We start from the raw sequence: 26165 nt of genomic DNA on the forward strand, positions 1-26165 counted from the left end.
TCAGTTACTGGCGGTCTTTTTAGAAAGAATGGATTTGATAGTGGTGGTGACCATGTATGAGAGGGCTTTACCTGTATACTTACTTTCAGCAGGAGGAGGTGCTGCTTCAGGCAGATGAATATAGGCAGGTGTAAATAACTCACAGGCACTCTTCAGGTAGGCAATGGCTTCTTTCAGGCTGATGCCAAGCGGTGTTTTGGCACTGGCTGGAAAACCGGCAATAGCATCGGTATCCAATTCGATACCGCAAGGCACGGAATCATCCAGGAAACTTGCCGCCTGTTGTAATGAATAAGCCGGGATAGGTTCCTCATCGAAAAAGGTGAAATGAACATTTTGGTTCTCCTCCATCCGGGTGAGCATTTCCTCGCTATTGTAAGATTGGTGGAGGCCAATAACAAGATAGCGGTTCAGGTAGCCTTCCTCCATAGCATAACTAAAGCCATTGCCACTATGTCTTCCCTCCAATATTCTAAAGTCTGCATGAGGGTCGCAATTAATCACCTGTATACCACTATTGCGGGCTGTGGCTGCTGCCTTGATAAGCGGGTAGGCGTTATTATGGCCTCCACCAATAACCACCGGTACCATTCCACATTCAAAAACGGGGAGCAGGGCGTCAAAAACCATCTTATCTACCTCCACCACTAGTTTTCTGGCGGATTCCAGGTCATGTTTTTCTAACCTGGAATAAGCTTTCAAAACCTGAGATAAATCCGGTGTACCAACGACTGCAACTTTCCCACCAGGCAGATAGCTGTTATGTTGAATGTTAGCGAAGGCATTAAGAAAAGAGTCCCAGCCATTTTCCGCACCCCCAAAGCCATGGTTGGCGACAGGGCCTATACTTTCGGGTATTCCTAATAGCACTACCTGACATCCAGCATCAGATGCCTGCTTTAAAAAATCTCTGTATTCTCCGTGAGTGAACCAGTGAAGGGTTTCTCCCAGCCGTGTCTCCCCTACCCGTTTGGAAAAATACCGGCCGGGATCTGCTACTTTTTGCAAAGGCTTACCAATTTATCCTAAATTTCCCCATACTAAACAGAAAAAGGGATTTTGCAAAAACAGCTTAGGCTATAAGGTTGCTATTGGTGACGAATAATTACCTTCTCATAATAAACGGGAGTGGTGCCCTGGTAGAGAACAAGAAAGTACAAACCATTCTTCATCCTGCCTGTATTGATCTCGAGATAGTCTGCTGCCTGCCTAAGCTGACCTGCGGCAAGCTGCCTGGAGGCAGGGTCTATCAATGACCAGTTTAGTGATTCCTTGACAGGGCCGTTAAAGTCAACCACCAGCTTATCATCTGCGGGATTAGGATACATTACCGTCTCCTTCAGATAAGGGGTCAGTTCCTGGTTTATTAGGCCTTCGATAATATCAGTGCTTTTCGGGCTAAGCGGTATGGTGACTGTCTGAAGTATTTCCCGGGTTGCTTTATTCTGGACAAATGCGACTGCTCTGAGCTGGGTGGGGTTATCGATGTTATCCACCTGCCAGGTTTCGGTAATCATCTCGGATTCACCTGGTTGCCAGTTCCGGGTAAAGGAGTTTCCTCCGGCGTTGGGCAGTAGCTTTTTGACTACATAATTAAGAACGTTAACATTTCCGGAGATATTTACCGGGGTTTCGGCTTCCACAATGGCTAATTGTAGTACTACCTCCTCTTCATAGGGCTTTATTGCTGTAACAGCAGCCTCGATACCTAACTGATGAGGACCGAGGTTTATGGTATCAAGGCTGATTTCAAATACAGGGTCTATCAAGCTTCGCCTCAATATCTCCTGGCTATTGAGGCTGGCCGGTTCGTCTTCAAGGTAGTTACCGTCGATCACACTTCTCAACGGCTCTGTTATACCGTAATAGGATATTCTGGAACTGATATCATCCCGGGCGTCAAGGAATAACGAATCGCTACTCTGCTGGATATTTGAGCGGTATTGTAGCTGAATGATGTCCAGCGGTACCTCGGCCTGTAATTGACCTAGTACCTGATTAGCCTCTAAACCAGCAGTGCCATACCCATCTATAAAATGCTCAGCCAACACCTGTCTGCTCCGCTCACCAATATAGATATCGTCGAAGGCAAAGCCTTCCAGCGTAGTGTTAGGGGGATTAGATGGGTCACTTCCAAATGCAAGCCTAAGTCTGACTGAAGTACGCTCCTTTAATGAGTTCAGGGGAAGTGCTCCTCTCTGCCAATCGAGCTGTCCCGACCACCCGTATTGACCAATATCCTGATCACCCGGGTTACCAACCAATGATGAGGCATTATACCAGTTGTATCCGTCACCGGGCTTTCCGAGTACTTCCCAGGAACGTCCCCCATCCAGGCTATACTGCATCACGACACCATCAAACCCTCTTTGCAGGTCTCCCTGATAGTAAAAGGAGAGCATGGGCCTGGCAAGAACGGTCAGGTCAAAGTCCGGTCCATTAATATATCCTTGTGCACTGTTAGGGTATTCACCATCCAGGTTCGTGACCCAGGATCGTGCTCCACTGAAAGGCTGATTGATATTGGTACCGGATGGGGTGCCTAATTCCCAACTACTACCCTCTGCAGGCACCCATCCTGCAGTAGTCTCAAAGTCTTGAAAATATGGATAGGTTACTACACTAGGCAATATCTGGACCTGATGTGATATGGTTGCCTGGCAGCCTGTATTCATCGTTACGGTCAGTGTAACGGTAAACTCCCCGGCTTCAGAGAATGTGTGTGTGGGAAATTCCTCATTTGAAGTATTTTCCTGTGAACCAGGATCTCCGAAATTCCATTGCCAGCTTGTGACAGTGCTGAAAGGGTCCGTGGTGTCTTCGGTCTGATCAAAGAAGCGGGTAACATTACCCTCTGAAATGTCTTCCCACCTAAATTCTGCAGTGGGACTACCTCCTACAGTGATCAGATTACTAATTGAATTTTCACAAGCTTCACTGAACACGGTCAACGTCACTACATATTGGCCGGGTTCGGCGTAGGTCATAAGTCCATGCTCGCCGCTACTCTGTATTCCATTTCCATAATCCCAATGATACCCTGTGATGCTATGATTAAATAAGTTAGCCTTCATAGTAGATTGGTTGGTGAAGGCTACTTCATCTCCTTCGCATACATACTGATCGTAAGTGAACGACGCGTCGGGGTTTTCATACACCTGAATGATAAGGGTATCTTCACTCGTGGTAGGTGGGTCAAAAGTTTCAAACCTGAATACTACTTTATGAACGCCCTGATCTGATATTGAAGGGTCAAAATAAAAATCACCGCTTGGGTCAGGGTCTACCCCCACCCCGCTAAAGGTACCGACGCCATTTTGGGTTTCATCATATACGAGGCGCTGTGGGCCTTCATCAATACAGACTTGGGGCTCATCTCTGCCTTCCAGGCCAAAAGCAATCTCGGGCACAGAATTAATAACAACGATCTGTGTATCTGCATTCACACAGCCATAGGTATCCTGATAAGTATAAATGATTTCATTCAGCCCTAATTCCGCGGCTCCTGGGTCGAAGTCTGATGTTCCACTTATGATACCATTACCGGAGAATGTACCGCCGGACGGAAAACCAGTGAGAGTAACCACAGGCTCGTTTTCTGCATATTGATCATTTAGCCCTGCAAACGCCACCTCTGGCTCAGAACGGATGGTGATAGAAAGATAATCGCTTGCTGATGAGCAGGGGCCTGAACCATCGGAATCATTGGCTTCATAGGTAAGTTTGACACTTCCGGCAGCCACGTCATCGTCAGACAGGGAATAGGTGGTAATTAGGTCTGAAGCATTAGCAAACAGGCCTGTACCTGCGGTCGACCACAAGCCGCCTGTATATCCATTCCCAGCCTGTGCTTCTAATAATATTTCTCTATCTCTTTGACAGGTAATTTGGTCTGGTCCGGCATCTACAGTTACCTGGTCATTTACAATAATCCTGATGACATCATTATCCGACTGACATCCTGCTCCGTCTCTGATTGACAACACGTATTCAAAAGTGCCAGGTGATTGGGGCTGTATGACAGGGTTACTCTTTCCTGACGTAAAGCCATCAGGGCCAGTCCATGAGTACGTATAATTTCCGGTTCCACCATTTACTATTGGCTGACCTCCTAATTCTATACTCTCTCCCAGGCAAATGGTGGCGTCGCTTCCTGCATATGCCTGAATCTTGGGGTAAAAGAAGATGGTAAGGGAGTCTGTGGCGGGTTCACAGTTTCCGGCAGGATCATCTGTCATCAGGAAAAGCTTTATCTGTCCGTCAGAAATGTCATCAGGAGAAATAAAGTAGGTTGTATTTAATGCATTTGCATCTGCAAAGCTTCCTGAACCGCCCCACCAGCTTGAGGAACTGGCTCCTCCGCTAAGCTCGCCCGAAATGGCTATTGAGGTAGCTCCAGGGCACAGGGCCTCGTCCTGGGTCAGTACTTTTACCCCCGCAGGTTCATTTATATTAATAGTGACCTGATCAGTGGCTGAACAGCCCTGTCCATCTGTGAGGGTTAGCTGATATGTACCTGAGGTGGATGGCGTAATCAGTGGGGCTGCACTCTCACTCGTGTATCCTTCAGGGCCACTCCATTCAAACTGGTAGTGGCCATCGCCCCCACTGGCTATAGTACTACCTCCCAGAGCGACGGACTCCCCCCGGCAAATTGTCTGGTTACTCCCCGCGTTAGCAGATAGTGGAGGGTTTATTGTTATTGATAGATTATCCGAAGCAGATTCACAACTACCCGCCGGGTCATTGGTTGTAAAAGTAAGGGTTACCTGGCCGGCTTCCCGGTCAGTTTCGCCAATGGTGTAGAGGGTGGTGAGGCCTGTGGGGTTTGAAAAGCTACCATCACCACCTACCCATGAGCCGGATGATGCACCACCGGAAAGTGTAGCTGAGGCCGATAGGGATACATGGTCATAGCAGACAGTGCTCTCAGGAGAGGAGACTGACACGCCGGCAGGAGTACTGAGCGTAACGGCTACGGGGTTACTGGTGCTGGTGCATCCATTCTCAGTGATTTTAACACTGTAGTTTCCTGCAGACGATACAGTTATACCTTGGCTTCTCGCGCCATTAGACCATAAATAAGTGCCTGATGATGGGGCTGCCATTAATACGACATTATCTCCCTGACAAAGGTCGATACTGCCCGAAGGTGTTATCGTTGCCACTGGTAAAGGTTTGACGTTTACGACTACCTTATCGGTAGCCTGGCATCCTTGTCCATCTGTCACTGTAAGGGTATAGGTAGTGCGGCTGGAGGGGCTGGCTACAGGCGTAGGTATTGAGGGGTCGTCCAGCGTGCTGCTGGGTGTCCATGAATAGGTAAATCCCGCCTGCCCTGCCGTACCTATTTGTGTACTACTTCCTAAGCAGATTTCCTTATCAATGCCGGCATCTGCCTTAGCATCGCCAATCTTAATGGAGGCATACACCAGATTATCAGCAATAGCTCCTCCGTTAATAACGGCTGTACCCCCTGATCTAAGCAAATTGCCTGACTGGGCCTCAGCGGAGGAAATCACTCTGAAACCACTAAGCTGGATTTCGTCCCTGGGAAAGCTGGCAGGGCCTGTTATATCATATTTAAGGAACAATTTACTGCCAGAAACAAAATATACTACGTTGGAAATATTGGCCCCGGAAATATTTACCATCCCATCGGGCTCATTGAACGTAAGGCCGTCAGGGAGCTCCAGCACAAGGGTCTGGTCCTCGCCTACCTGAAAGTCATCGTTAATTGATTCGGAGAGGGTAATGATACCGAGGTAGCGAAGTGAGTACGCCGGACATAATTCTACCTGTGAAACGGTTCGGCTAATAGTCACCTGTGCAAAGGCGGCCTGTATAGGCAGTAAAAAAAGTACCAGGAAAACTAGTCTTCGGGATATTGGTATGGTTCCGGTCATTCTCACCAACAAGGTCGATAAATTGAATGGGAAAAATAGTGCATAACAAACTAAAAAAAAGGGAATTCGTACCCTTATCGCTTGAAATGAAATATTTACCTGCACTTTCATCTTTTGAAGGCGCCTGAATAAGTGTGTATCATTGAAAAGTTCAATTTATCACTCATTCAATACCGGAACGACCCTGGGTTTGATCCAAGAGAGCTTATATGTGTTTTCAAAAAAGATTGTACCAAATAGGCTGATTTTTCCATCTGTGCCTCTTAATATCTTAATCGCCTGATCATTACCATTTGCACCATAGGTGGCAAGCGGGTGCGTTTTACCGTTTGATTCTACTTGTATATATGATAAGTCGGTGCCGCTACCTGAAAATGAGGCATTACTGACCACTATATAAGAGTCGTTATTTAGAAAGGCCATGTCTATTCCCTCTTCATTACGGGAGACACTAAACGTAAGGACTTCGAGGGAGTCCAGTGTATTCTCCAGTTTCCAAATGGCTGACTCACTCTGATTGGCAGAGCCAATACTACCGATAAGGAAAAACTGGTTTTGCCTTTGATAGATATGGTTTACGCTTTCATCCAGGTTACTCCCATAGATTCTGACTGCTGTTTCTAATCCTGAATCATTGATTCTATAGATAACCAGGTTTTGTCCCCCTCTTCCACCTTGCTGAAAATCTGTATTGCCCGTCAGAATAATGTTTCCATTCCTATCCAGAAGCACGGATTTACCTTCATCTGCTCCGCCGAACCCATATCTTTCAGTCCACACAACGCTTCCTGAGGGAGATATCCGAATAAGTAAGATATCTGACACATCAGCTGCGGGATCGGGATTTTCCTTTGTATCTACATTACTGGTAGTGCCGGCTATCAGATAACCCCCATCGGGCATTGATATGGCATCTGCCACCATTTCATTATAGGCTGCAAATCCTACCGTCTGGTCGCTGAGGATGGTGCCATCCTGACTTAGCCGTAAAATTCTTATATCACTGGTTGAAGCAGAAGACTCATCTGTCTCAGCAATTACGAGGAAGCCGTCCGATGTTTTTAAGAGGTTTTTCCCAACTTCGTTTCCTGCGGAGGGAATAATGAGTGTTTTGGTTATATCTCCTTTCGCATCAGCCCAAACCAGGTAGATAGATTGCTTCCTGCCATCATCTGTGGTGTCAGGCGTAGTTGTGCTTCCAAGCATAAGTACGCCTCCATTATCAGTAGGGATGATATCATAGCCTCTCTCATCGCCGGTGCCACCGTAGATTTTAACGAACTCGTCGTCTTCCCGGCTTGGCACATCTTCCGCACAGCCGGCAATTGCAATTAGCGTAAGGAATATAGCAAAAAGCTGAATTTGCTTTCTCATAGCTCATCTCGTTTCTTCACCATACGTGGCGCATAGAGGGGAACCAAAAACCGGACCATAGCTGTAAAGCTATTCAGGGTATGATCGTTGTCGGTAAAGCCGTATCTGTATACGAGGGTGCTGTTTCTGAATTGGCCATCACTGTCCAGTCCATTAGAAAATCCTTTTCGGTACCCAATATCGACGAGGATAAAATTAGTACCTGCCCGCATTGCCACCCCTGTTCCTATCATAGCGGTTAGCCCGGTAGGGCTTCTTTGGTCGTCAAGGTCAATATCCGGTCCTGTCACATCTACTTCCTGCTGGGTAATATCTCTTCTCACTAAGCCTCTTGCCTCAGCGCCGATCATTAGATCGTAGCTGGCACCGGCATAAACGTAGGGCCTGAGTTTTTTAAATAATCCAGGATGGATTAACCGTAGATATAATGGAAAAGAAAATACCTGCCGGTTTTCAGTAAAGTTAAGTTGACTATAACCTAAAATGGTGTTCCTATAACTGAACCGATAGTTTGCATAATAAACTCCAGTTCCTGCTGATAGCCATGGCTTTATTGTTATCTCTGCTCCAGCGCCTGTCATCATACCCGACCTTCCTTCATAGGTTTGGGCATCTGTATAGCTATCTATTGTATATTCATTTACTATAGATGGGCGGGCATAGGTAATTCCGAATTGCAGTGGCAAAAATGAAACCCTTGGCATGGTTGTATAGCGTTGGGCAAGGTCATGAAGTTCCTGGGGATCAGATTGCTGAGGTTGGTAATCCGGCTTCTCTTTTAATAAGGCAAGAAAGTATTGTTCAGCAGATTCCGGCTCATCGATATATAATGATGAAATAGTCAGTAACCTCAGAGCTCTGATTCTTTCATCCCTGTTGTATCCTCCGTTTTTCACACAGGGAAGAAGTATGTCAGCAAGGCTGTATAAGTTACCAACTTCAAATGCCTTCTCAGCATCAGAAAGTATTTTATCGCAAGACTGGGCTCTGGCTGAAAAATTCAGCGTAAAGAAAAGGAACAGTCCAAGCCCTATAGTTTTCGATATGTAGTATATGGACTGTTTATTCATTCCCATTTTCGGCTGTGGCATTATCGCCGGATAGTTTATTACAGGTATCATCATAGGGAATATCTTCTGCTACATACCTGTCCCATTCCTGTGAGGTCAGGTTACGCTGAAGAAGATCACAAAACTTCTCTGCAAGGAGGTCTGGTGTTACGGGCCAGGATTTTATAACCCCGGATCGATTAGCGGTAAGGAGATACTTGCCATCCGGTGAGAACATTATATCCCATACATAGGAATAATGGTCCTTCAATACAAATGGCTGTTTATCTAGCTGGCCCATGATCCATAACTGAACGGAACCGTCCAAACTTGCAGTTGCAAGAAACTTGCCTCCCTGAAAAAAATTGATGGCACTGATCAGGCTCTTCTGACCTGAGAGTATGTTAAGAATAGACTTATTATTCCTATTGTAGATTTTTACCTGGCCGTTGTCATTACCAATTGCGACAAGTTGTCCATCGGCATTAAAAGATACGGCTCCGGCAGCTACTCCATCTGCCTCTATGATGATCTGTTTTTTTCCTGTATTGATTAATCTTAGCGCAGCTACTTCACCATTGGTGGCACTTGCCACCAGTTCAAAGCCTCTGGGGCTGACCTCTATGTGCCTGTAGTTAGTGCCTAACTCTCCTATTACATTCCACTCGCCATCATTTATGTAAACCAGGCCGTCTATTCCTAAAATATAAAAAGAAGTACCATCGGGAGCGTAGGCTATGTCATAGGCGCGGGATACGGGTAAGCTTATAAGGTTGGAATCTGTCTGACCACCTGATATACTCAGCTCCTGGACATAGGGCATGTTGCCGAGGTTTAGCAACTTGTCGTGGTTGGGATGAACAATTATTTTTTTACTGGCGTATTCATTGTCATATACGAGCTGAGGCTCTATGGATTGATCAAAGGACCAGCGGAATATTTTGCCATCACTACCTGCAGAATAGAAATTTTGACCTCCGCGGCTGCCTGCCAGGCTTCTTACCCCATCAGTATGAGCAGAATATGTGGTCAGCGGGTCGCCGGAAAGGTTTTTGACCGCATAGTAGAGCCCGTCATAGATATAATGGTCGTAGGCATTACCGCCAAACTCTGTATTAAATTTGTAGGCTTGTAAGGCAAGGAGGCCCTGAAGTTGTGGTTCTGTTATTTGTAAGCTTTTTACTGCCATAGACTGCGCCAAAGATATCAGACGTAGATTGTAGGCATCTTTTCGTCTGTTTTCTGCCAGTAAGGCTTGTTCCTGTGCAAATTGGTTAGCTTCCTCGGCCTCATACGTGCGCCACTCTGCAATTTCTGTCTGGCGCTCCGCAAGTTTTCTTTGTTCATCAGCTACCTGACGTTGCCTTTCTGCTACCTCCTTTTGTATTTGGAAATTACGGGCATTGCGCTCAGCAGCGTCTCTCTGTAGCTGTGCTTCCTCCCGCTCGCTAACGGCAAGCCTCCGCATACTGTCTGCGACTTCTTCATTTTGCAGCGCGAGCTCTTTTTGTTCGGTGGCAAGTTGTTCATTCTGTATCGCTAAGCGTGCCTGGTTATCGGCATCTACCTTCTGGACTATGGCAAAAACGAAAAACAATATAGATACTACGGCAAAAACACCGAGTATAACGGCTACTCTGCGGGTACGCTGAAGGAGGCGTTTCTGCAGTTTTTCTTTACTTTTTTGCTCATTTTCATAAGCAACCCGGCTACTTTCAAGAAACACTATGGCACGCTCAAAGCCGTCATCGTATCGCTGGGCCCAAATACGTGTGGGGCGTTGTTTTTGCTGCCAGTTCAGTGCCAGTTGAAGATCCGGTGGACGCCAAAGGCTGGTACGTCCCACCTGGTACATAGTGGCTGCATCAGAAAGCCTGCGGTACATTTTGGCAGATTCAAATTCTTCTTCTACCCAAACTCTCAGGCGTTCCCAAATCCGCATGAGGCTCTCATGGGATACTTCAATTACCGTATCATCATATATAGGTACAGTGGCATCGGGTAATAGCAGGGAACGGCCTGGTTCTCTGAACTTTTCTACCACTCGAATGACCTGTTCGGGGGTGACTTCGGCTATAGAGGCTATAGTGGTAATATCAGCGGGGCGGCGGGTACCGTAGTTATCTGCTCCTTTTTCAGTGAGGCTTTTAAATATGACCTCACAAATCTCTTGTTCCTTCTTGGTGAGTTCGTCATAGGCCTCGTTGGCATGTTCGGAAAGGGCTTCGGCAATGGTACCTATGGCATGATAATGCCGGATATCCATGATTCCCGCCTTGCCATCCTGGTCCTTCCAGTAGTCCCACGTTCTCATCAAAGCGTGTTGAAGTACGGGAAGCTGATCAGGGTTATCCCCGATATCGTTCAGAAGTTCCTGAACTAATCTTTGTGAAATTTTGCCATTTCCTACTGCAACAGGTCCTTCAACAGCCATTCGTAACTGATCCCGCGTCATCTGCGGAATAAGATAATGGCTCTTGTTTATCATGTGCGTAAGATCGGGGAACATAGCGCAGTCACCAATGAAGTCGGACCTCATGGTAAGGGCTACGTACACGGGAACCTCTGACTGACTTACAGCTTCCAGAAGGAGGTTAACATAGGCTGTAGATTCATTTACAGCATTCGTATCAGTGTAGAGCTTACGGTACCGCAGAAGTTCTTCGAACTGATCTACAAGCAGCAGGATGTTTTCATTTTCTCCCTGACGGATCTTTGAAACGGCATCTACCAACCCCAGTGAGCTACTGCGGAGGATAGTGGAGTTGATAACGACTCCCAGGTCATGGTCGTCCTGGTCGCCGTCAAAAGTAGGGTCGTGGTCCATAATGGACTCGGCGAGATTGTCTATAGGAGAAACGCCTGGCCTGGTAACGATAATCTGCCAGCGGGAGCCGGCGCCGGTCATAAAGCCTCCATGAAGGATAGGGATTAGGCCACAGTACATGAGTGAGGACTTGCCTGTACCTGATGCACCGATTACGGCAGTAAAACGATGCTCGGAAAGTTTAAGCAATACCTCATCACTCTGTCCTTCACGACCGAAGAAAAGATGGCTCTCATTGACAGTAAACGGCCTTAATCCTGGAAAAGGGTTTTCCGCTCTGACAGGAGAATCAAGTATTTGCTTATCCCTATACCTTTCCTTCATTAATTACTCGTCTCCAATTTTGCCAAAAAGGGCTTGAGCAGATCGGGGGTAAATTCTTCCTGATTTACAAGAATCATAGCATCCCGGTCGTCAACAGGAGTCCGGGCCACCTTGGAGGGATCATCAACCAGAATCGCCTGCGGAGTAATCGGTTTATTACGTCCGAAACCAAGGGATTTTGATAGATCCAGCATTTTACTCTTCATCCATTCTTCGTTATCGTTACCATAATAAATTATAGTAGCGTCACAATGCTTTAGGTTGTCCTGATGGATATTACGAATATCCATCAGATCACCGTCAAATACTGATAGGATGACGCTGAACCCCTGTTTATCCAGAAAATTAGCCAATGGAATGCATTTATGAAACTCATTTTTATCATAAATGAGATAAATGCTCTTATTTCTGAATAAGTCGTTCTCAGGGTTTTCAGCAAAGTTGAATTGGGTGGCCTGTTTGAGTTTTTTCTTTACGAAGGCTTTGAATTCTTCTACAGGTGTCTGCAGGAATTCGGTGTTGAGTATTGAGCGTACATCTTTCTTTAGGGCAAGCAGATAGTTCTGCTGTTTAAAAGAAATGTGTCTGGTATGTTGGGGAACCCAAACGATCCGATTGAATGCGGTGGCGTTCGGGTCTTCCATAAGTTCATTGCAATAGTCGGCTGCTACCTGGTTTTGCAATTCTACAATTGTATAGGTGCTTCCCTTTACTACAGGTCCGAAGTCTTCTCCCATAAGATGGATAGAAAGACAACAACGTTTCAGGTCTTCCCTGATCGCGTGGACCATATCGTCGTAATGTTCAGGCAGCGGGTGTTGCGGATATACTTCATAGCCAAACCGCGAGAGTTCCCTTCTCAGGCTTTCACAGTGCAGCTTAAGATCTTTTCCTGTTTCGGCCAGGTAAATGGCCGGTGTCTGTCTAAATCTTTCGGCTGTGCCAGGCGCAGCCTCGTAGCGTGTTAGACGGCGGCAGATGAGATCAGCCAGTTCATAAATCTTCATCAGGAATTTCCTGTCCTTCCGGTCGCGGCTACTGTCAAAAAAACCAATTTCCTCTGATAAACTGTCTACCTCATAAAACTCATGCGGTAATACAGAACATAAGGATGATGGTAACTGGTCTCCTAAAACAGGGGCCTTCATCACAGGAAACACTGGCGGCTGTAGTCTTTTCATCGTGTAGTATTCACGTAATTGGGCGATACTACGGTTAATGAAAGAAACCAGGCTGTCCTGTGCAATCAGTGAAGGTGAAACAACGGGGATAAAGATGAACTGACTACTATCCGAAGGGATAGTCAATAGCTGGTTTTCAGTGAAAGTAAAGAAACGAAACTCTTTATGCTGGCTAGTCTTCCGCAACATCAGCTCAAGGAAGAAGACGAATTCCGAAACCCAGCCCCGTTCATTGCCCGGATAGGTTCCATCATCTTCTTTCGCATAGCATATGATGATATCTGATGTCGGTTTTTTCACTTCAGAAAAAAGAATTTTGCTGGTACTGATCCTTAAAAAATATCTTTACTTTATAAGATTATTACAATCTAAGCTTAAAAGTACGAAAAACATGATGATCTGACTTACTCGGAGGCCCATGAAATGTAAGATTTTTAAAGTATATAGTAAAATTCTATGTTTCAGACGAATGACGACTTTGAGTAAATACCTACCAGAAGCTTAAGTATGGATCACAAGTGTTTGAGTTGCTGAGTTCTCAAAAGCGTCTTCTTTAGAGACAAAAGAGATGACTTTGCGACCTATCTCTAGTTCATTGCTTAGAAAATTATAAAATTTTACCTTTTCCAGTTTAAGCAATATGGTACTGGTCATGGCTTTTATTTCCAGCTTATCCTCCCCTCCTTCTGAAATGAAAAGTTCTCCGATAAAATCTCCTTCCCGTAAGGAATTGATGAGTTTATTATTTTTATAAAGCTCAACGACACCTTTATAGATAAAAAGTAGCGAGTCGTTCTCATTTATTCTGTATGCGGCTGTTTTATCGATGTAGTGTTCGGCAATATTTTCTGCCAGACCAGACATAATGCTACCAGGCAATGAGTTGAAAAGGAGGGTTTTTTTTAGAAATAATGTTTTTTCATAAATGGTCAGACTTTCCCGTCCTTTTTTAAGTGCATTGTCTTTATGAACGATCTTCTGGTAGAGTAATTGCCTGCTTTGCTGTGGCAGACGTTCTACATGTTCTGTAAACAGATCTTCATTGAGGTGATTGAGGCTCCACGCGGCAATCTCTCTGAGTAGCTTTTCAGGGTGAAAGAGGTTTGCAATCATATCGAATACCAGCTCATGCATATTTTTCTGCGCAGCTACCATAAGTGCACAGCCCTTGGTCCAGTAGCTAATCTGGTGAAAGTCCCTGTTGATTATTTGTCTTAATACTTCTTGCTCGCTGAGTTCTTCCCTGGGATAGTACTGCTGAAGCTTTTTCAGCCTTTCATCATCGGTGGTATCATCAAGTATAGGGATAATGCGCTCCCGGAAGTCTTCTGTGAGAAATACCTCCAACAACTCAATAGCATAGGTGATGCCTTCACTGGTGCCGGTTTCCAGATTGTCTTTTATAAGTTGTATACTATGAGGATCAAAGATCATGGATAGGAGCATGAAGATATGCTCCTTGTTACTTTCATTTTCTTCCCTTATCGCTTCCCGTAGTACCTGTGTTTTCTTGCTCTTCCTGATTTCGCGCATGGCAGCAAGGTTCCATGAAATATCCATGATATCTTGCTCGATGGCATTTTTGATAGCTGTTTCCTGATAGCCATTTGCCACAAAGCGGCATAGTCCAAGACTTAGTAATACCTGCTGTACGATCTGTTTATCAGGAAAGTCCACTTTATTCCACAGCAGATCAATGGCTTTATCCCCTCCTATCCGTCCATACACCTTCACTATCTGCAGCATGGTTTCGGCATTTTGTCCGGTTTTATGAAATGACTTCTCAAGCACAGGCAAGGCAGCCTCTTTGTATTTGCTTAAGGCTCCGGAAGCTGCATCGCCGCAGGCGGGATGGTTTAGGTTTTCTATCAAATAGGGGATTATATCTACCCAGAGTGTCTTTTGGGCCGTGATAATAGCTGCTACTCTAACGCCTGCATTAATGTCCCGGAGAAGTTCCACAAGGGTTCCAATAAGCTGAGGCGCAGATTCTTTGGCAATCAGTTCAGCGGCGTACTTTCTGTCTTCGGGATTTTTACTTTTTCCCAGTTCGTTGATCCTGGCGAAGTTGAATCCTTCTTTGCTTTCCTCATCACTTACATTTTGCAAATACTTTACGAGCTCATCGGAACCAGACCCTTTATCTAACTGAAATACTCTCCTGCTATTATTTGATGAGGAATAGCCTTTGTATTGATAAAGAATCTCAGATCCGAATTTTCTGATCTCGTCCCTACTGTGCTTCATCACCTTGGAGGCATGCTTTCTTAACTCTTCCTGATCAAGTTTATCCAGTAATTTAATACTGAAGATCACTTTGCCAACATTGCGGCTATCCAGATTGGATACCAGCATGCTCTTTATCAGATTCTCATCATTATGAATGGTTTCAGAGCGTTTTTTCTGCTGTTCAAGTTTCTTTTTAACGTTTTTAGAGTATTCTCCATAGAGGCGACCAGTGACAAACACCCAGCCAACTAAAATAAGGACAAGGAAATAGCTGTAATGAATAAGCTCTATAAAGTATAGGGTGCCCAGTAATAAAATAAATCCTCCGGCAAGTAACCGGCTAAACTCTCCGATGACACCTTCTACCTTGGTTTGAATATCAAACCGGATGCGTGTGTCCATGGGCATGAAGTATAGCTTGAAAGTAGGGTTCTCAAGGGCGTCTCGCAGTGATGAGGTAAATAGCTTACTTAAAGCGACACTGAGAAAAAACCAGATAAAGCCTGAACTGCTGGCAAAGGTGCCATAGAGATTGCCAAAAAAGATAGACGCTAGTGTAAAAACTCCCAGGATAAAGGGCAGGATCAGCAGGGAAATTTTGATGCCATAGGTGCCTATAATTCTATCATTGACAAAAGTTTGTATCAAAAAGCTGAGTATCATGATTGCCCCATTGAAGACGGCCAGAAAACTAGCCAGATCTGTTTCAGATGGGTACTGCCGCTGAGTTACGGTAAGGAACGAGAAATCAATAAAGTAGCTGGCTACCATACTGAATATAAGAAATAGAGAGAGGTAGCCTATGTATCGGTTTCTAATGAGGTTTCGAAAACGGGTTTCCCTTTTAACTTCCTCACTATTTACGCGGTACATATCCAGGTTATACCTTCCGCATATGATGGCAAGGAAAAGAAGGCTAAGTAAAATACCTGCAGAACTCAGAATGAGCAGGTCGTAAATATTGTTGAGATACTCAGCTAGGAATGGGATGGTGAAATACGCCAGGATCGCAGCAGAAAGCTGACCTGTATCTATTCCTCCTATGATTCTTTTTGCCTGCCTGAGGTCAAACATACGCCCAAAGACACCCCAGAAGCCCAGCAGCAGAACCGCCTGAAACGGTCCCAGCATGACGAACATAATGTAGCTTATGATCTCATTTTCCACGTAGGGTATCACACCCCACATTAATGCTGTATTGACAAATACACTAGCCATGGATAAGATGACCAGGAGCTTAAAGGAGATCTTGCTTTGGAGCTGGGCAAAGAGGTAGGTGGAAATGACTCCTACTAAGCCACTTATAGTAAGGGCAAGGGGAAGGTAAGATTCGCCGAGATTTTGAAGAAAAATTGTTTCAGCGGTAACCTTATAATTAGCTATGAAAATACCCATGAAAAATCCCTGGGCAAGAAGCAGTGATACAGGGATCACTTCCTTTTGCTTGATATTCAGCAGGTTAAATACCAGAGATTTCATTCAATACCTGTTTTACATCGTTAAGAACAAATAGTATAGAAAAAATACGAAGTATATCATAGGCCTTGGAGCCCCCAGCCTATTTGTCTGCTATACAGGCATGTACATATATAAAAAGCCCCGGTCAAAAACCGGGGCTTTGTTTGATACTATCAATCGCAGGTTTTGGGCTATTCAGCTTGCGTGCTATCGGCTTCCACTGCGCTTCCGCTGCTGTACTGGCTGTTCAGGCCGTCGATAACTGCACTGGTAATATCCAGGCTATCAGAAGCATATAATACACCGCTACCTTTCGTATAGGTGAGTACAAGCTCAAGTTGATTAGCACTTCCATACTCTTTGAGGTAGGCAGCTACGCGGTCATAAAGCTCATTTTGCTTAGATGCCTCTTCCTGCATGAGCTGCTGGGTGAGGTTTTCCTGATAGCGGACAAGGTTTTGCTGCTTTTGCACCAGATCTTCCTGAACGGCCATGGCCTGAGCCCTGGTCATATTATTCATGTTCTGCTGGAAGTTCTGAATTTCACGCTCCAGTCCTTGCTTACGGTTCTTAAACTCATTTTCAAACTTCTGCTGGGTCTCTTCCAGTTCTGCTGTCAGCTCTTCCATGTAATCGTAATGCTTAAGCAACGAATCAGAGTTGATATAAGCAACACGCAGATTTTCTTTACTACCGGCTACACTCATGTCGGCAGTTTCATTTGCCTGTGCCGGGGTATTCGCAGAAAAGTGCAGATAGAACAATACGGCGACTGCCACGAGCAGCACCAGGTTTAAAATCAGGGAAAGATTTTTCACGTCTAAATAATTTGATTTTCTAATCAGCCTGCAAATATAAGAAAGAATCGAAATTCCTGCTTCATACGCCCATGTTTATGGAAATATGGTCAGGATTTGCTTTCTGAAGGAGGGTCCTGTTCGTTGTTAGGGTATTTGAAGATAGGATATCCTTCTGTAAGGGTATAATGATACATTGTGGTCTCCGGGGTATCCTGAGGCTTATCCGAAGTTTCCTCCCTGGCTTCTGACGTATAGACGAATCGATAAGTGGGTGCTTCGGACGCTGATGATAAAGAATGGCTCAGTGCGGTTACATTTTCTTCCTCATCAGAAGAGGGAACAAGCGGCTCGCTATTTGCCTTTCGGAAATGAAAGGCGCAGAACGCTCCTGCAAGCATACCCAGGATATGGCTTTCATAGCTTATCTCCGGATTACCGGGGGACATGCCGAGTATCATGCCTCCGTAGAGAAAAAGCACCGCCAGTGAAATAGCCACTCCGCGAACATCCCGCCGGAATACGCCGCTGAAGAAGAGGAAGCCCATCAAGCCATATACAATGCCACTTGCTCCAATATGGTACGCATCGCCACGAGCGGCAAGCCAAACCCAAAAGCCGGTGGTGAGGTATATCCACCCGAAGACTTCAAGGGCAATTTTATCATAAAAGTAAAAGACCCCAACGCCCAATAATATGAGGGGAAAGGTATTGGAAAGCAGGTGAGTGAGGTCGCCATGAATGAGCGGGGCAGTAACGATACCAAATGTGCCATGAAGGGTTCTTGGCAGGATACCAAGATATCCCAGGTCACCAACGGCCCATTCCTCCATGCCCTTTACCAGCCATAATATACTGGTGAATGCCAGGGTAAAGAGTAAGCTCCTCCTGAATTTCCTGGCTTCTACGTGTGAATCATTCCCTTGCATCTTACCCTATCACGTGGTCCTAATCTCTTATCATTTTCACCCGGTATATCACTCCTTGGCCGAAAAGGCAAAGGCCGCTGTTAAACGTCACCAATGCAAATGTGCCATACCAAAACCACTCATGAAGTGATGTGGCTGACTCTTTTACCAAAATGGCATCGCCTAACAAACTAAGCCCTGCTCCTACTAATACGAGTCCAGCTACTGAGAAAGTTATCCATTTGGCTTTTAATGACATAGGTCGTTGTATATAAATGTATGAAAAATAAGCAGGCAATGGGGGGACAATTCCCTTAAAAATATAACTCTTGTGCGAGCCGGTAGGTATTGGCGTGTGCCTCTATGATATGAGAGAGCCTTTCTGAGTAGCCTCCGCCCATACATGCAGCCACTGGGATATTGTTTTTTTTACAGGTTTCCAGTACGATACGGTCACGCTCTTTACACCCTGCTATTGTCATGGCTAGTCGACCGAGCTTATCAGATGCCAGTACATCCACACCGGATTGAAAGAAGATGAAATCCGGATTTACCTCATCGATAAGGTTACTAAGGTGACGGTCCAGCTCACTAAGGTACATCTTGTCGCCTGTACCATCGGGCATAGCTACATCGAGGTCACTTTCTTCTTTATGCATGGGATAATTTTTATCACCATGCATACTGAAGGTAAATACGGTAGGGTCGTCTTTGAAAATCTCGGCGGTACCATTGCCTTGGTGCACGTCCAGGTCAACTACCAGAATCTGACGGCAAAGGTGGTTTCTCTGCAGATAGCGGGCGGCGATGGCAATGTCGTTTAGCAGACAAAAACCCTCTCCCCTATTGGTAAAAGCATGATGAGTTCCCCCGGCAATATTCATGCTTACCCCATACTCTAGTGCAAACAGGGCTGCATCCACAGTGCCCTGCATAATGGTTATTTCTCTATCCACCAACTGAGGGCTATAGGGAAAACCGGTTTTTCTGATCTCTGACCGGCTTAATTCCCCTTCAGCAAGCTTTTTCCAATACTCCGCATCATGCACAGCCAGTATATCCTCCCTGCTTACTTTACCAGGTGTAAACAAATTGGATTCTGTGATAGTCCCTTCATAGATCAACTGCTCAGGCAGTAAATCATATTTCACCATAGGAAACCGGTGATTTTCGTCAAGGGGGTGTGCATAAACCTCTGACCAGGCTATTTTAAACATACTTGCATATAATGTAATCCGAATTGATGCAGTGTAGCGCAGTCAGAGGGTAAAGGTAGGAAAGGTTCAGCTCATTTCTTCATCGTACTCGGTTTGAAACGAATATAGGGTGGTGTCTAGTTTCAGGCTATCGGCTTTATAGTCCTCTACAAACTTTGAGATTACCTTATCAGTAACTTCTTCTACATTTAAGGAGGCATCAAGCCCTATGCCATAATCGATATGTGGATCTATCTCTATAAATTCCTGAACCTTAATGGATTCTTCCTCTTCCATTTCCATCATCATCTCTGTGATGAACAGGCCTATTTCTTCTTCGAGGCTATCTAATGCGGCGAGATCACCATTTTCATCTTCCCGGTATTCAATTTTCCGGAATTTAGGAAACCGTTTGGCCGCTTCGTGTTCGGCTCGCTCGTACAGTTCGCTGGCGTGATGTAATCTCAGCGTGAATAGGGCCGCGTCGTAAATACACTCCTGGCCTTCGTAAGAGCCAATGAAGTAAAAAGTCTTGTACTCTTCGCTGTTATCCTCCGAGTCTGCAAGAAGATAATTTTTACCAGAGTTACGTAACCTTTCCTTCAGACCTTCGATTTCCTCCTTGTTAAAACCTTTGTTATCGAATTCCATCGTTTTGTAAAAAGTTAAATATTGGTCCAATATGTTTGATTCTGCCCCATCAGGCAAAGAAAAAATAAAAAATGTCGCTAATGAATATGGATGGCTTCTGCAGGTAATAAGATAAAATATTTTTCCTTTCTCTCCAAAGACAAAACATTCATTATCAATTAGTAAAAAAATATTTGTTAGACTTTGGCAAACTACGAAAAATCAGAATGGATACAGGTAAGGAAGAAGATCAGGTAAAAAAATTAGAAAAGATGATAAGTGAGGGTGAAGGTGAGCAACAAGACTTTAAACAATCGATCTCGAGCTTGCCGGGAATAGCGCGTACCCTGGCGGCATTTGCTAATACGACCGGTGGCAGGTTGCTGGTAGGGGTTAAAGATGACAGGACCCTTGCTTCTGTTGATCCGGAGGAGGAAATGTACATGATTAATGAGGCAGCGGAAACCTGGTGTGATCCTCCTGTGAAGGTGCACTATGAGGTAATAGAATATGACCCGGAGGATAAATCAATACTTGTGGCATTGATACCCGAAAGTGAGAACAAGCCTCATAAAAGCATGAGAAAAAGCGGAGAATGGCAGACTTACATACGACAAAATGACAAAACGCTACCGGCTGGTAAAAAAGCGGAATGGCTACTGGAACAGGGAATAAGTAAAGGGTCGGGTATTGCGCGACCTGAAACGCCTAACCAGCGGAGGCTGGTGGCTTACCTTGAAAAAAATGAGCGGATAACGCTTAAACAGTTCAGTAAGCTGGTAAATATTAGTGAAAGACGGGCCAGGCGTGAACTGGAGGAAGCGCTTAAAACGGGACTTATCAGGGTGCTGGAACATGAGCAGGAAACTCTTTATGCATTATGATGGCATGGCTTGAGTATGGCTCTTTTATCTGAGGCTTTAAATTAAGGCGGGCGTCGCTTACCCTCGAAACACCGCCTCTACAAATAGTGCTACTTTAGCAGATAAATGATATCCACACTCTGACTATAGGATGACTATAGGTTGACTATAGAATAGGTATAGGTTAGCGGGGGAAGCAACTATGGGAAAATTACAACTGTGTACCTGAACAATGGCTTATCCGGATGGTGATGTTACGGTCAATCAATCCCCTCTACCCTTTGAGCTTACGCGTAACTACCAGTGGTCAGGTATCGGGCTTATGCCGTGGTCGTAAGCTTTACTTATCTACTATAGGCGGAGGTATTTAACTACCTGCTGTCATCCTCTCGTGAACCTTTTATGAATTTTTCACAACACATTTTGCTGAATCTGATTTTATAAAGAAAAGCCAGATTTTATATGATCAGAGACAAAATTTGTCTTATAACGGGTGCCAATTCGGGCATAGGATTTCATACAGCCCTTGAACTAGCGCAAAAAGGGGCTAAAATTATCATGCTTTGCCGAAATAAGGAGAAAGCGGAACGAGCCCGGGAGGACATACAAAAAGTAAGTGGGCAGAAGGTGGCTTTGTTTCTAGCTGATCTTGCTGTACAGGATGAAATAAGGCAGGTGAGTGACCGGATTAAGGCTGAGTTTCATACGGTGGATGTCCTGATAAATAATGCAGGCGTGATCCAGGGTGATAAACGCGAATTCACCCCGGATGGTCTGGAAAAAACTTTTGCTGTAAACCACCTTGCGCCTTTTATGCTTACGGGGCTGTTATTACCTCAACTCAAGAATAGCTCTTATGGGCGGATAATAACGGTATCTTCGGAAGCGCATAAGTGGCTTAAAAAATTAGATCTAAATGACCTTCAAATGGATAAGGGGTACAGCGGGCTGCAATCCTATGCCTTATCAAAGCTATGCAATATCTTATTTACCAGAAAACTGGCTGAAAAGCTGACAGGAACGTCGCTAACGGCCAATACCTTGCATCCGGGGGCTATTGCCAGTAATTTTGGATCTGGTGCCAAAAGCTTTTTCGGTGTGGTGATCAAACTGAGTAAGCCTTTCATGAAAGGACCCAAAAAAGGCGCGGAAACGAGCGTTTTTCTGGCGGCTTCTGAAAAAGTAGAGGGGGTTAATGGAGCTTACTTTAAAGACAAGGTGGCCATTATGCCTTCAAAGAATGCCCAGAGTGAATTTAATGCCGACAAATTGTGGCAGGAAAGCGTTAAGCTCACGGGAGTGGAATACTAACCTGAAATAGGAAGAAGTGTCAAGATAGGGCTAGTCCAGAAGGGGGCTGTTCATATGAATTTGAGCAAAAGCCTGGTGAGGATGCTGGAGATGATTGAGGAGGCGGGTAGGCAAGGGGTCAATCTGCTGGTATTTGGAGAAACATGGCTCACGGGCTATCCGGTCTGGCTGGATTACTGTCCGGATATTGCTATATGGGGTAATGAATGGACCAAAAAGGTATTTGGGGACATGCATGTTAATTTCCTGGTTGTACCTGGTCCTGAGACTGAAGCTATTGGTGAGCTGGCAAAAATACGGAATGGTGATCGTGATGGGAGCCAATGAGCGGGGGGTTAAGGGTAAATACGACGGAACGCTCTTTAATACGCTATTACTATTTGATGACAACGGTAGGCTAGCTAATCACCATAGAAAGCTTATGCCTACCTACACTGAGAAGATGGTGTATGGTATAGGTGAGGGGCATGGGCTCAGGGCTGTTGAAACCTCTTTTGGACCTGTAAGGGGCCTTATCTGCTGGGAGTATTGGATGCCTATGGCACGTCAGGCTATGCATGATGAAAATGAGCACATTCACGTGGCACTATGGCCCAGGGGCATGACCTTCATGAAGTAGCCAGCAGGCAGTATGCATTTGAAGGACCCTGTAATAGCAGCCGGTCAGATCATGAGGGTGTCGGACATTCCTGACTACCTTACTATACAGCCTACCTATAAGGACACACCAGACCACCTTTTCTTAAATGGAGGTAGTTGCCTGATAGGGCCTGACGGGCACTATGTGCTTTCTCCCGTTTATGCTCAGTAAGACATTATTTATGCCACTATAGAAGATGTCCAATCGGTAATAGGTGAGCGGATGACGCTAGATGTGTCCGGACATTATCAGCGGCCTGATGTTTTTGATTACCAGATAAACAAATCCAGAAAGGATTGATGGTCAGGAACCAATTTTTTTTATCTCCGTATTAAGCTTACGATGACTGACAAGAAAGTATACGATACCCTGATTATAGGTGCCGGACCCTGTGGCCTGGCTTGTGGTATAGAAGCAAAAAAAGCCGGCCTGGACTATCTTATTATTGATAAGGGAAGCATCACCGAAAGCATCAGGCGGTACCCTATCAACATGACTTTCTTTAGTACGTCTGAGAATATCGAGATAGGAGATATCCCTTTTACGTCTGCTGAAATGCGGCCAACGCGAACGGAAGCTCTCCGATACTATCGTCGTGTGGTGGATCATTTTGATCTGAATCTACAACTTTTTACCTGCGTAGAGGACATCCGAAATGCTAATGAAATCTTTTCTGTTATAACTAATAAAGGGACATTTCTTGCGAGAAAGGTGGTGCTGGCTATTGGCTATTATGACCTGCCAAGGCTTATACACGTGCCGGGTGAAGACTTACCACACGTTAGTCATTACTATGATGAGGCTTACCAGTATAGCACCTCAGAGGTGGTAGTGGTGGGTGGAGCAAACTCTGCTATAGAAACTGCTCTGGACCTTTACCGCAATGGAGCCAGGGTTACAGTGGTGCACCAGTTCGGGGACTTTGATGATACAGCAAAGTACTGGATAACTCCTGACATACGTAACCGGGTTAAAAAAGGGGACATCAACGCACATTTCTCTTCCAAAATAACCTCTATCAATGAAAAGGAGATAGAGATCAAACACCTCGAAAGTGGTGACACTCAAACTATTCCCGCTGATTTTGTCTTTTTGATGACTGGTTACAGGCCTGATGCGGAACTGATGGAACGAATTGGAGTGACGCTAAATGGTGAGGCATTTATCCCTGAGTTCAATCAAAACAGCTTCGAAACGAATGTGCCAGGTATTTATGTGGCAGGCTCTGTAGTAGGTGGTGAAGAGACAGCAAAGATATTTATTGAAAACGGGAAGGAACACGGTAAGCAGGTGATCGCCCATATCAAGGAAGTTTTAGAGACAAAGCTTCAGCACTAATCCAGGTATCTCTCTGATAATATTTCCATATGGTGTGCAAGATGGCCTCCAATTATGTATGCTATAGCCCGCACTGTCATCGGATGGCCATTAACCACGCAGCTCCTATCCCAGTCACGACCATCCAGGTAGCGGTAAAAATCGAGGGTAGACTGCCTTATATTGATAAACTCCTTGTAGAAGCTCTCTGCTGAGCGGTGGGCAAAACGGCCATTCGCTACGTAGGCGTTTTCATCAAAGCCGGGAAGGGATTCTTTCTCTCCCCGTGCAATGGCAAGTGCTCTGTATACAAATATTCTTTCCCCATCCAGGATATGCCCTATAAGCTCTCTTATACTCCATTTACCCTCTGCATAGCGATAATCCCACTTATCTTCCGGAACTGAGTTTATGAGCGTGGCAAATGATTCTCCCTGTCTCTCGAGGTATTGGCATGTATCACCGGAAATCCTGGTCACATACTGGTGGTAATAATCATTATACTCACCTTTTTCAGGTCTTTTGTTTTGGTCAGCCTTCATATTGTCACGTCATTGCTTATACTACACCACATAGGTAACCGTTATTAACGAGATAAAAAATAGATATCGGCGGGTTGTCTTAAGGCAACTAAAAAACACCTAAATCTGCTTAGAAATACTCTGCAAGCAGAATAAAGACATATTTACTCTTAAAACAATCTACCCTTCCGCATTTTCTGACGTGTGGAGTTGGCCCTGGTATGGGAAAAACAGGCTCTGAACATTGTTTTTCTTACATTTATTTTTCTAAAATAATATTATGAAATTACGTTTATCCCAATAATTTTGTCCGCACATTGACCAAATTTGAATGATCTGATGAGAAAAAAGTTACTTACACTTATGGCTGCCAGCCTGCTCGCTTCGAGTGCATGGGCCAGTGGCTTCCAGGTGTTACTACAGGGAAACCGGTCTACGGCGATGGGCAACCTCGGTGTGGCTGTTTCGCCTGATGTTTCCAGTGTTTTCTTCAACCCCGGTGCACTGGCTATGATGGACCAGACTGGTGGTGCCATGATCGGTTTGAATCTTATCCAGTCTAACTCTGCATTCTATGATAGCCAAACTGAGAACAGCATCTATACTGCCGAAACGGAAAACCCTATGGGTACTCCCTTTCACTTGTATGCTGCTCATGGTAATGACAAATTCAAGGTAGGCCTTGGTGTTTATACACCCTACGGATCTAATGTAGATTGGGAAGCTGACTGGAAAGGCCAGTTTTTATTAGATCAGATCGAGCTGAGGGCCATTTTTGTACAGCCCACAGCGAGTTACAGAATTACTGAAAATATTAGCATAGGTGGTGGACCTGTTTATGCTTTTGGTAGTGTAAACCTTCAGCGTGACCTTCCTTTTAACAATGCTGAGGGCCAGGGTAGCATTGAGCTGGACGGCGATGCTTCCGGCTGGGGATATAATGTGGGGGTTTTCTTCACATTAAGCGAAAAGGTAAATCTTGGATTTAGCTACCGCTCTAAAGTGGATATGGAAGTTGACGATGGTGACGTTATCTATACCAACGTTCCGGCCCTGGCTTCTCCCCTGTTTCCTGCAGACAATTCGTTCTCTGCCTCTCTTCCCCTTCCCAGTAACACAAACATAGGAATAACCTATATGCCTACTGAGCAGTGGAGCATTGGCTTTGAAGCCAACATGGTGGGATGGGGTGCTTATGAAGCGCTGGCATTCGACTTTGAAAAAGAAGGTGCTGACGGTGAAGGACTGCAGGACAGCAGCTCTCCCAGAAACTATGAAGACTCTTTTGTATTCCACCTAGGTGCAGAATACAGATTATCTGACGTAGTGGCCCTCCGCGGTGGTGGATACTATGACCAGACGCCTGTACAGCTTGGGTACATGACTCCTGAAACTCCGGATGCAAACCGTGTGGGACTGACTGCCGGTGTGGGACTGACATTTGGTAACCTTGTGCTGGATGCCTCCTTCCTTTACATTAATGGAGAGGAAAGAACGCAAACGACCCAGGATGCACTTGATGCCGGCACGCTTAACCCGGATGCGGGTACCCAGGATGTACTTCCAGGTACTTACAAGCTAAACGCGTTCATTCCTGGTCTGTCTGCTTCTTATAAATTTTAATGAAGAGAATA

Annotated in this window: 18 protein-coding genes and 1 pseudogene; 6 read left to right on the forward strand and 13 right to left on the reverse strand. The window is 45.2% G+C overall.

Features of this window, described 5'->3' with window-relative positions; all coding sequences use genetic code 11:
* The 12 genes from AB9P05_RS20700 to AB9P05_RS20755 all read right to left on the reverse strand — a co-directional run bounded on the left by AB9P05_RS20700 (position 1) and on the right by AB9P05_RS20755 (position 19900).
* A complete protein-coding gene (locus AB9P05_RS20700; RefSeq protein WP_371910747.1) occupies positions 1-1008 on the reverse strand; it encodes a formimidoylglutamase in 1008 nt (335 codons plus the stop codon).
* An 80-nt stretch (positions 1009-1088) separates the two neighbouring features.
* Positions 1089-5906, reverse strand: coding sequence for a PKD domain-containing protein (locus AB9P05_RS20705; protein ID WP_371910748.1), 4818 nt, complete (start codon positions 5904-5906; stop codon positions 1089-1091).
* Positions 5907-6065: 159 nt separating this feature from the next.
* Positions 6066-7280, reverse strand: coding sequence for an SBBP repeat-containing protein (locus AB9P05_RS20710; RefSeq protein WP_371910749.1), 1215 nt, complete (start codon positions 7278-7280; stop codon positions 6066-6068).
* Positions 7277-8350, reverse strand: a complete 1074-nt coding sequence (locus AB9P05_RS20715) for a hypothetical protein (RefSeq protein ID WP_371910750.1) — start codon at positions 8348-8350, stop codon at positions 7277-7279. Before AB9P05_RS20715 ends, AB9P05_RS20710 begins: the two co-directional genes overlap by 4 nt.
* Complete coding sequence (locus tag AB9P05_RS20720) at positions 8343-11480, reverse strand: hypothetical protein (protein WP_371910751.1); 3138 nt, start codon at positions 11478-11480, stop codon at positions 8343-8345. The genes AB9P05_RS20715 and AB9P05_RS20720 overlap by 8 nt, the downstream gene beginning before the upstream one ends.
* Entirely contained in the window at positions 11480-12961 is a 1482-nt protein-coding gene (locus AB9P05_RS20725) for a hypothetical protein (RefSeq protein WP_371910752.1), read from the reverse strand. Before AB9P05_RS20725 ends, AB9P05_RS20720 begins: the two co-directional genes overlap by 1 nt.
* A gap of 201 nt (positions 12962-13162) precedes the next feature.
* Complete coding sequence (locus AB9P05_RS20730; RefSeq protein ID WP_371910753.1) at positions 13163-16369, reverse strand: hypothetical protein; 3207 nt, start codon at positions 16367-16369, stop codon at positions 13163-13165.
* A 170-nt stretch (positions 16370-16539) separates the two neighbouring features.
* Positions 16540-17166, reverse strand: a complete 627-nt coding sequence (locus AB9P05_RS20735; RefSeq protein ID WP_371910754.1) for an OmpH family outer membrane protein — start codon at positions 17164-17166, stop codon at positions 16540-16542.
* Between the two features lie 89 nt (positions 17167-17255).
* A complete protein-coding gene (locus tag AB9P05_RS20740) occupies positions 17256-18074 on the reverse strand; it encodes a rhomboid family intramembrane serine protease (protein WP_371910755.1) in 819 nt (272 codons plus the stop codon).
* A 19-nt stretch (positions 18075-18093) separates the two neighbouring features.
* Positions 18094-18312 carry a hypothetical protein gene (locus tag AB9P05_RS20745; RefSeq protein ID WP_371910756.1) on the reverse strand — a complete coding sequence of 73 codons (219 nt, stop codon included), beginning with the start codon at positions 18310-18312 and terminating at the stop codon, positions 18094-18096.
* A 55-nt stretch (positions 18313-18367) separates the two neighbouring features.
* Positions 18368-19270 carry a histone deacetylase gene (locus tag AB9P05_RS20750; protein ID WP_371910757.1) on the reverse strand — a complete coding sequence of 301 codons (903 nt, stop codon included), beginning with the start codon at positions 19268-19270 and terminating at the stop codon, positions 18368-18370.
* A gap of 66 nt (positions 19271-19336) precedes the next feature.
* The gene (locus AB9P05_RS20755; protein WP_371910758.1) at positions 19337-19900 is read right to left on the reverse strand and encodes a hypothetical protein; all 564 of its coding nucleotides are present in this window, start codon (positions 19898-19900) and stop codon (positions 19337-19339) included.
* A 206-nt stretch (positions 19901-20106) separates the two neighbouring features.
* On the opposite strand from AB9P05_RS20755, the gene AB9P05_RS20760 reads away from it, so the two are divergent.
* The 5 genes and pseudogenes from AB9P05_RS20760 (at position 20107) to AB9P05_RS20780 (ending at position 24031) form a co-directional block, all read left to right on the forward strand.
* Positions 20107-20763: a helix-turn-helix domain-containing protein gene (locus AB9P05_RS20760; protein WP_371910759.1), complete on the forward strand. Its 657-nt coding sequence runs from the start codon at positions 20107-20109 to the stop codon at positions 20761-20763.
* Positions 20764-21204: 441 nt separating this feature from the next.
* Entirely contained in the window at positions 21205-22053 is an 849-nt protein-coding gene (locus AB9P05_RS20765) for an SDR family oxidoreductase (RefSeq protein ID WP_371910760.1), read from the forward strand.
* A gap of 81 nt (positions 22054-22134) precedes the next feature.
* Positions 22135-22672: pseudogene (locus AB9P05_RS20770) on the forward strand (nitrilase-related carbon-nitrogen hydrolase).
* A 12-nt stretch (positions 22673-22684) separates the two neighbouring features.
* Entirely contained in the window at positions 22685-22864 is a 180-nt protein-coding gene (locus tag AB9P05_RS20775) for a hypothetical protein (protein WP_371910761.1), read from the forward strand.
* A 171-nt stretch (positions 22865-23035) separates the two neighbouring features.
* A complete protein-coding gene (locus AB9P05_RS20780) occupies positions 23036-24031 on the forward strand; it encodes a YpdA family putative bacillithiol disulfide reductase (protein WP_371910762.1) in 996 nt (331 codons plus the stop codon).
* Here AB9P05_RS20780 and AB9P05_RS20785 read toward each other — a convergent pair.
* Positions 24028-24552 carry a DinB family protein gene (locus AB9P05_RS20785; RefSeq protein WP_371910763.1) on the reverse strand — a complete coding sequence of 175 codons (525 nt, stop codon included), beginning with the start codon at positions 24550-24552 and terminating at the stop codon, positions 24028-24030. The genes AB9P05_RS20780 and AB9P05_RS20785 overlap by 4 nt on opposite strands.
* 318 nt (positions 24553-24870) lie before the next feature.
* On the opposite strand from AB9P05_RS20785, the gene AB9P05_RS20790 reads away from it, so the two are divergent.
* Complete coding sequence (locus tag AB9P05_RS20790; RefSeq protein ID WP_371910764.1) at positions 24871-26154, forward strand: OmpP1/FadL family transporter; 1284 nt, start codon at positions 24871-24873, stop codon at positions 26152-26154.
* Positions 26155-26165 lie beyond the last annotated feature (11 nt).

The sequence above is a fragment of the Roseivirga sp. BDSF3-8 genome (assembly GCF_041449215.1).
Classification (GTDB): Bacteria; Bacteroidota; Bacteroidia; order Cytophagales; family Cyclobacteriaceae; genus JBGNFV01.

Excerpts from the sequence above, each read along its gene's own strand:
- AB9P05_RS20765 (WP_371910760.1), top strand. The coding sequence starts at position 21,205 with ATGATCAGAGACAAAATTTGTCTTATAACGGGTGCCAATTCGGGCATA.
- AB9P05_RS20705 (WP_371910748.1), bottom strand. The coding sequence starts at position 5,906 with ATGACCGGAACCATACCAATATCCCGAAGACTAGTTTTCCTGGTACTT.
- AB9P05_RS20755 (WP_371910758.1), bottom strand. The coding sequence starts at position 19,900 with ATGGAATTCGATAACAAAGGTTTTAACAAGGAGGAAATCGAAGGTCTG.
- AB9P05_RS20775 (WP_371910761.1), top strand. The coding sequence starts at position 22,685 with ATGCATTTGAAGGACCCTGTAATAGCAGCCGGTCAGATCATGAGGGTG.
- AB9P05_RS20710 (WP_371910749.1), bottom strand. The coding sequence starts at position 7,280 with ATGAGAAAGCAAATTCAGCTTTTTGCTATATTCCTTACGCTAATTGCA.
- AB9P05_RS20790 (WP_371910764.1), top strand. The coding sequence starts at position 24,871 with ATGAGAAAAAAGTTACTTACACTTATGGCTGCCAGCCTGCTCGCTTCG.
- AB9P05_RS20785 (WP_371910763.1), bottom strand. The coding sequence starts at position 24,552 with ATGAAGGCTGACCAAAACAAAAGACCTGAAAAAGGTGAGTATAATGAT.
- AB9P05_RS20715 (WP_371910750.1), bottom strand. The coding sequence starts at position 8,350 with ATGAATAAACAGTCCATATACTACATATCGAAAACTATAGGGCTTGGA.
- AB9P05_RS20780 (WP_371910762.1), top strand. The coding sequence starts at position 23,036 with ATGACTGACAAGAAAGTATACGATACCCTGATTATAGGTGCCGGACCC.
- AB9P05_RS20740 (WP_371910755.1), bottom strand. The coding sequence starts at position 18,074 with ATGCAAGGGAATGATTCACACGTAGAAGCCAGGAAATTCAGGAGGAGC.
- AB9P05_RS20730 (WP_371910753.1), bottom strand. The coding sequence starts at position 16,369 with ATGAAATCTCTGGTATTTAACCTGCTGAATATCAAGCAAAAGGAAGTG.
- AB9P05_RS20720 (WP_371910751.1), bottom strand. The coding sequence starts at position 11,480 with ATGAAGGAAAGGTATAGGGATAAGCAAATACTTGATTCTCCTGTCAGA.
- AB9P05_RS20750 (WP_371910757.1), bottom strand. The coding sequence starts at position 19,270 with ATGTTTAAAATAGCCTGGTCAGAGGTTTATGCACACCCCCTTGACGAA.
- AB9P05_RS20760 (WP_371910759.1), top strand. The coding sequence starts at position 20,107 with ATGGATACAGGTAAGGAAGAAGATCAGGTAAAAAAATTAGAAAAGATG.
- AB9P05_RS20745 (WP_371910756.1), bottom strand. The coding sequence starts at position 18,312 with ATGTCATTAAAAGCCAAATGGATAACTTTCTCAGTAGCTGGACTCGTA.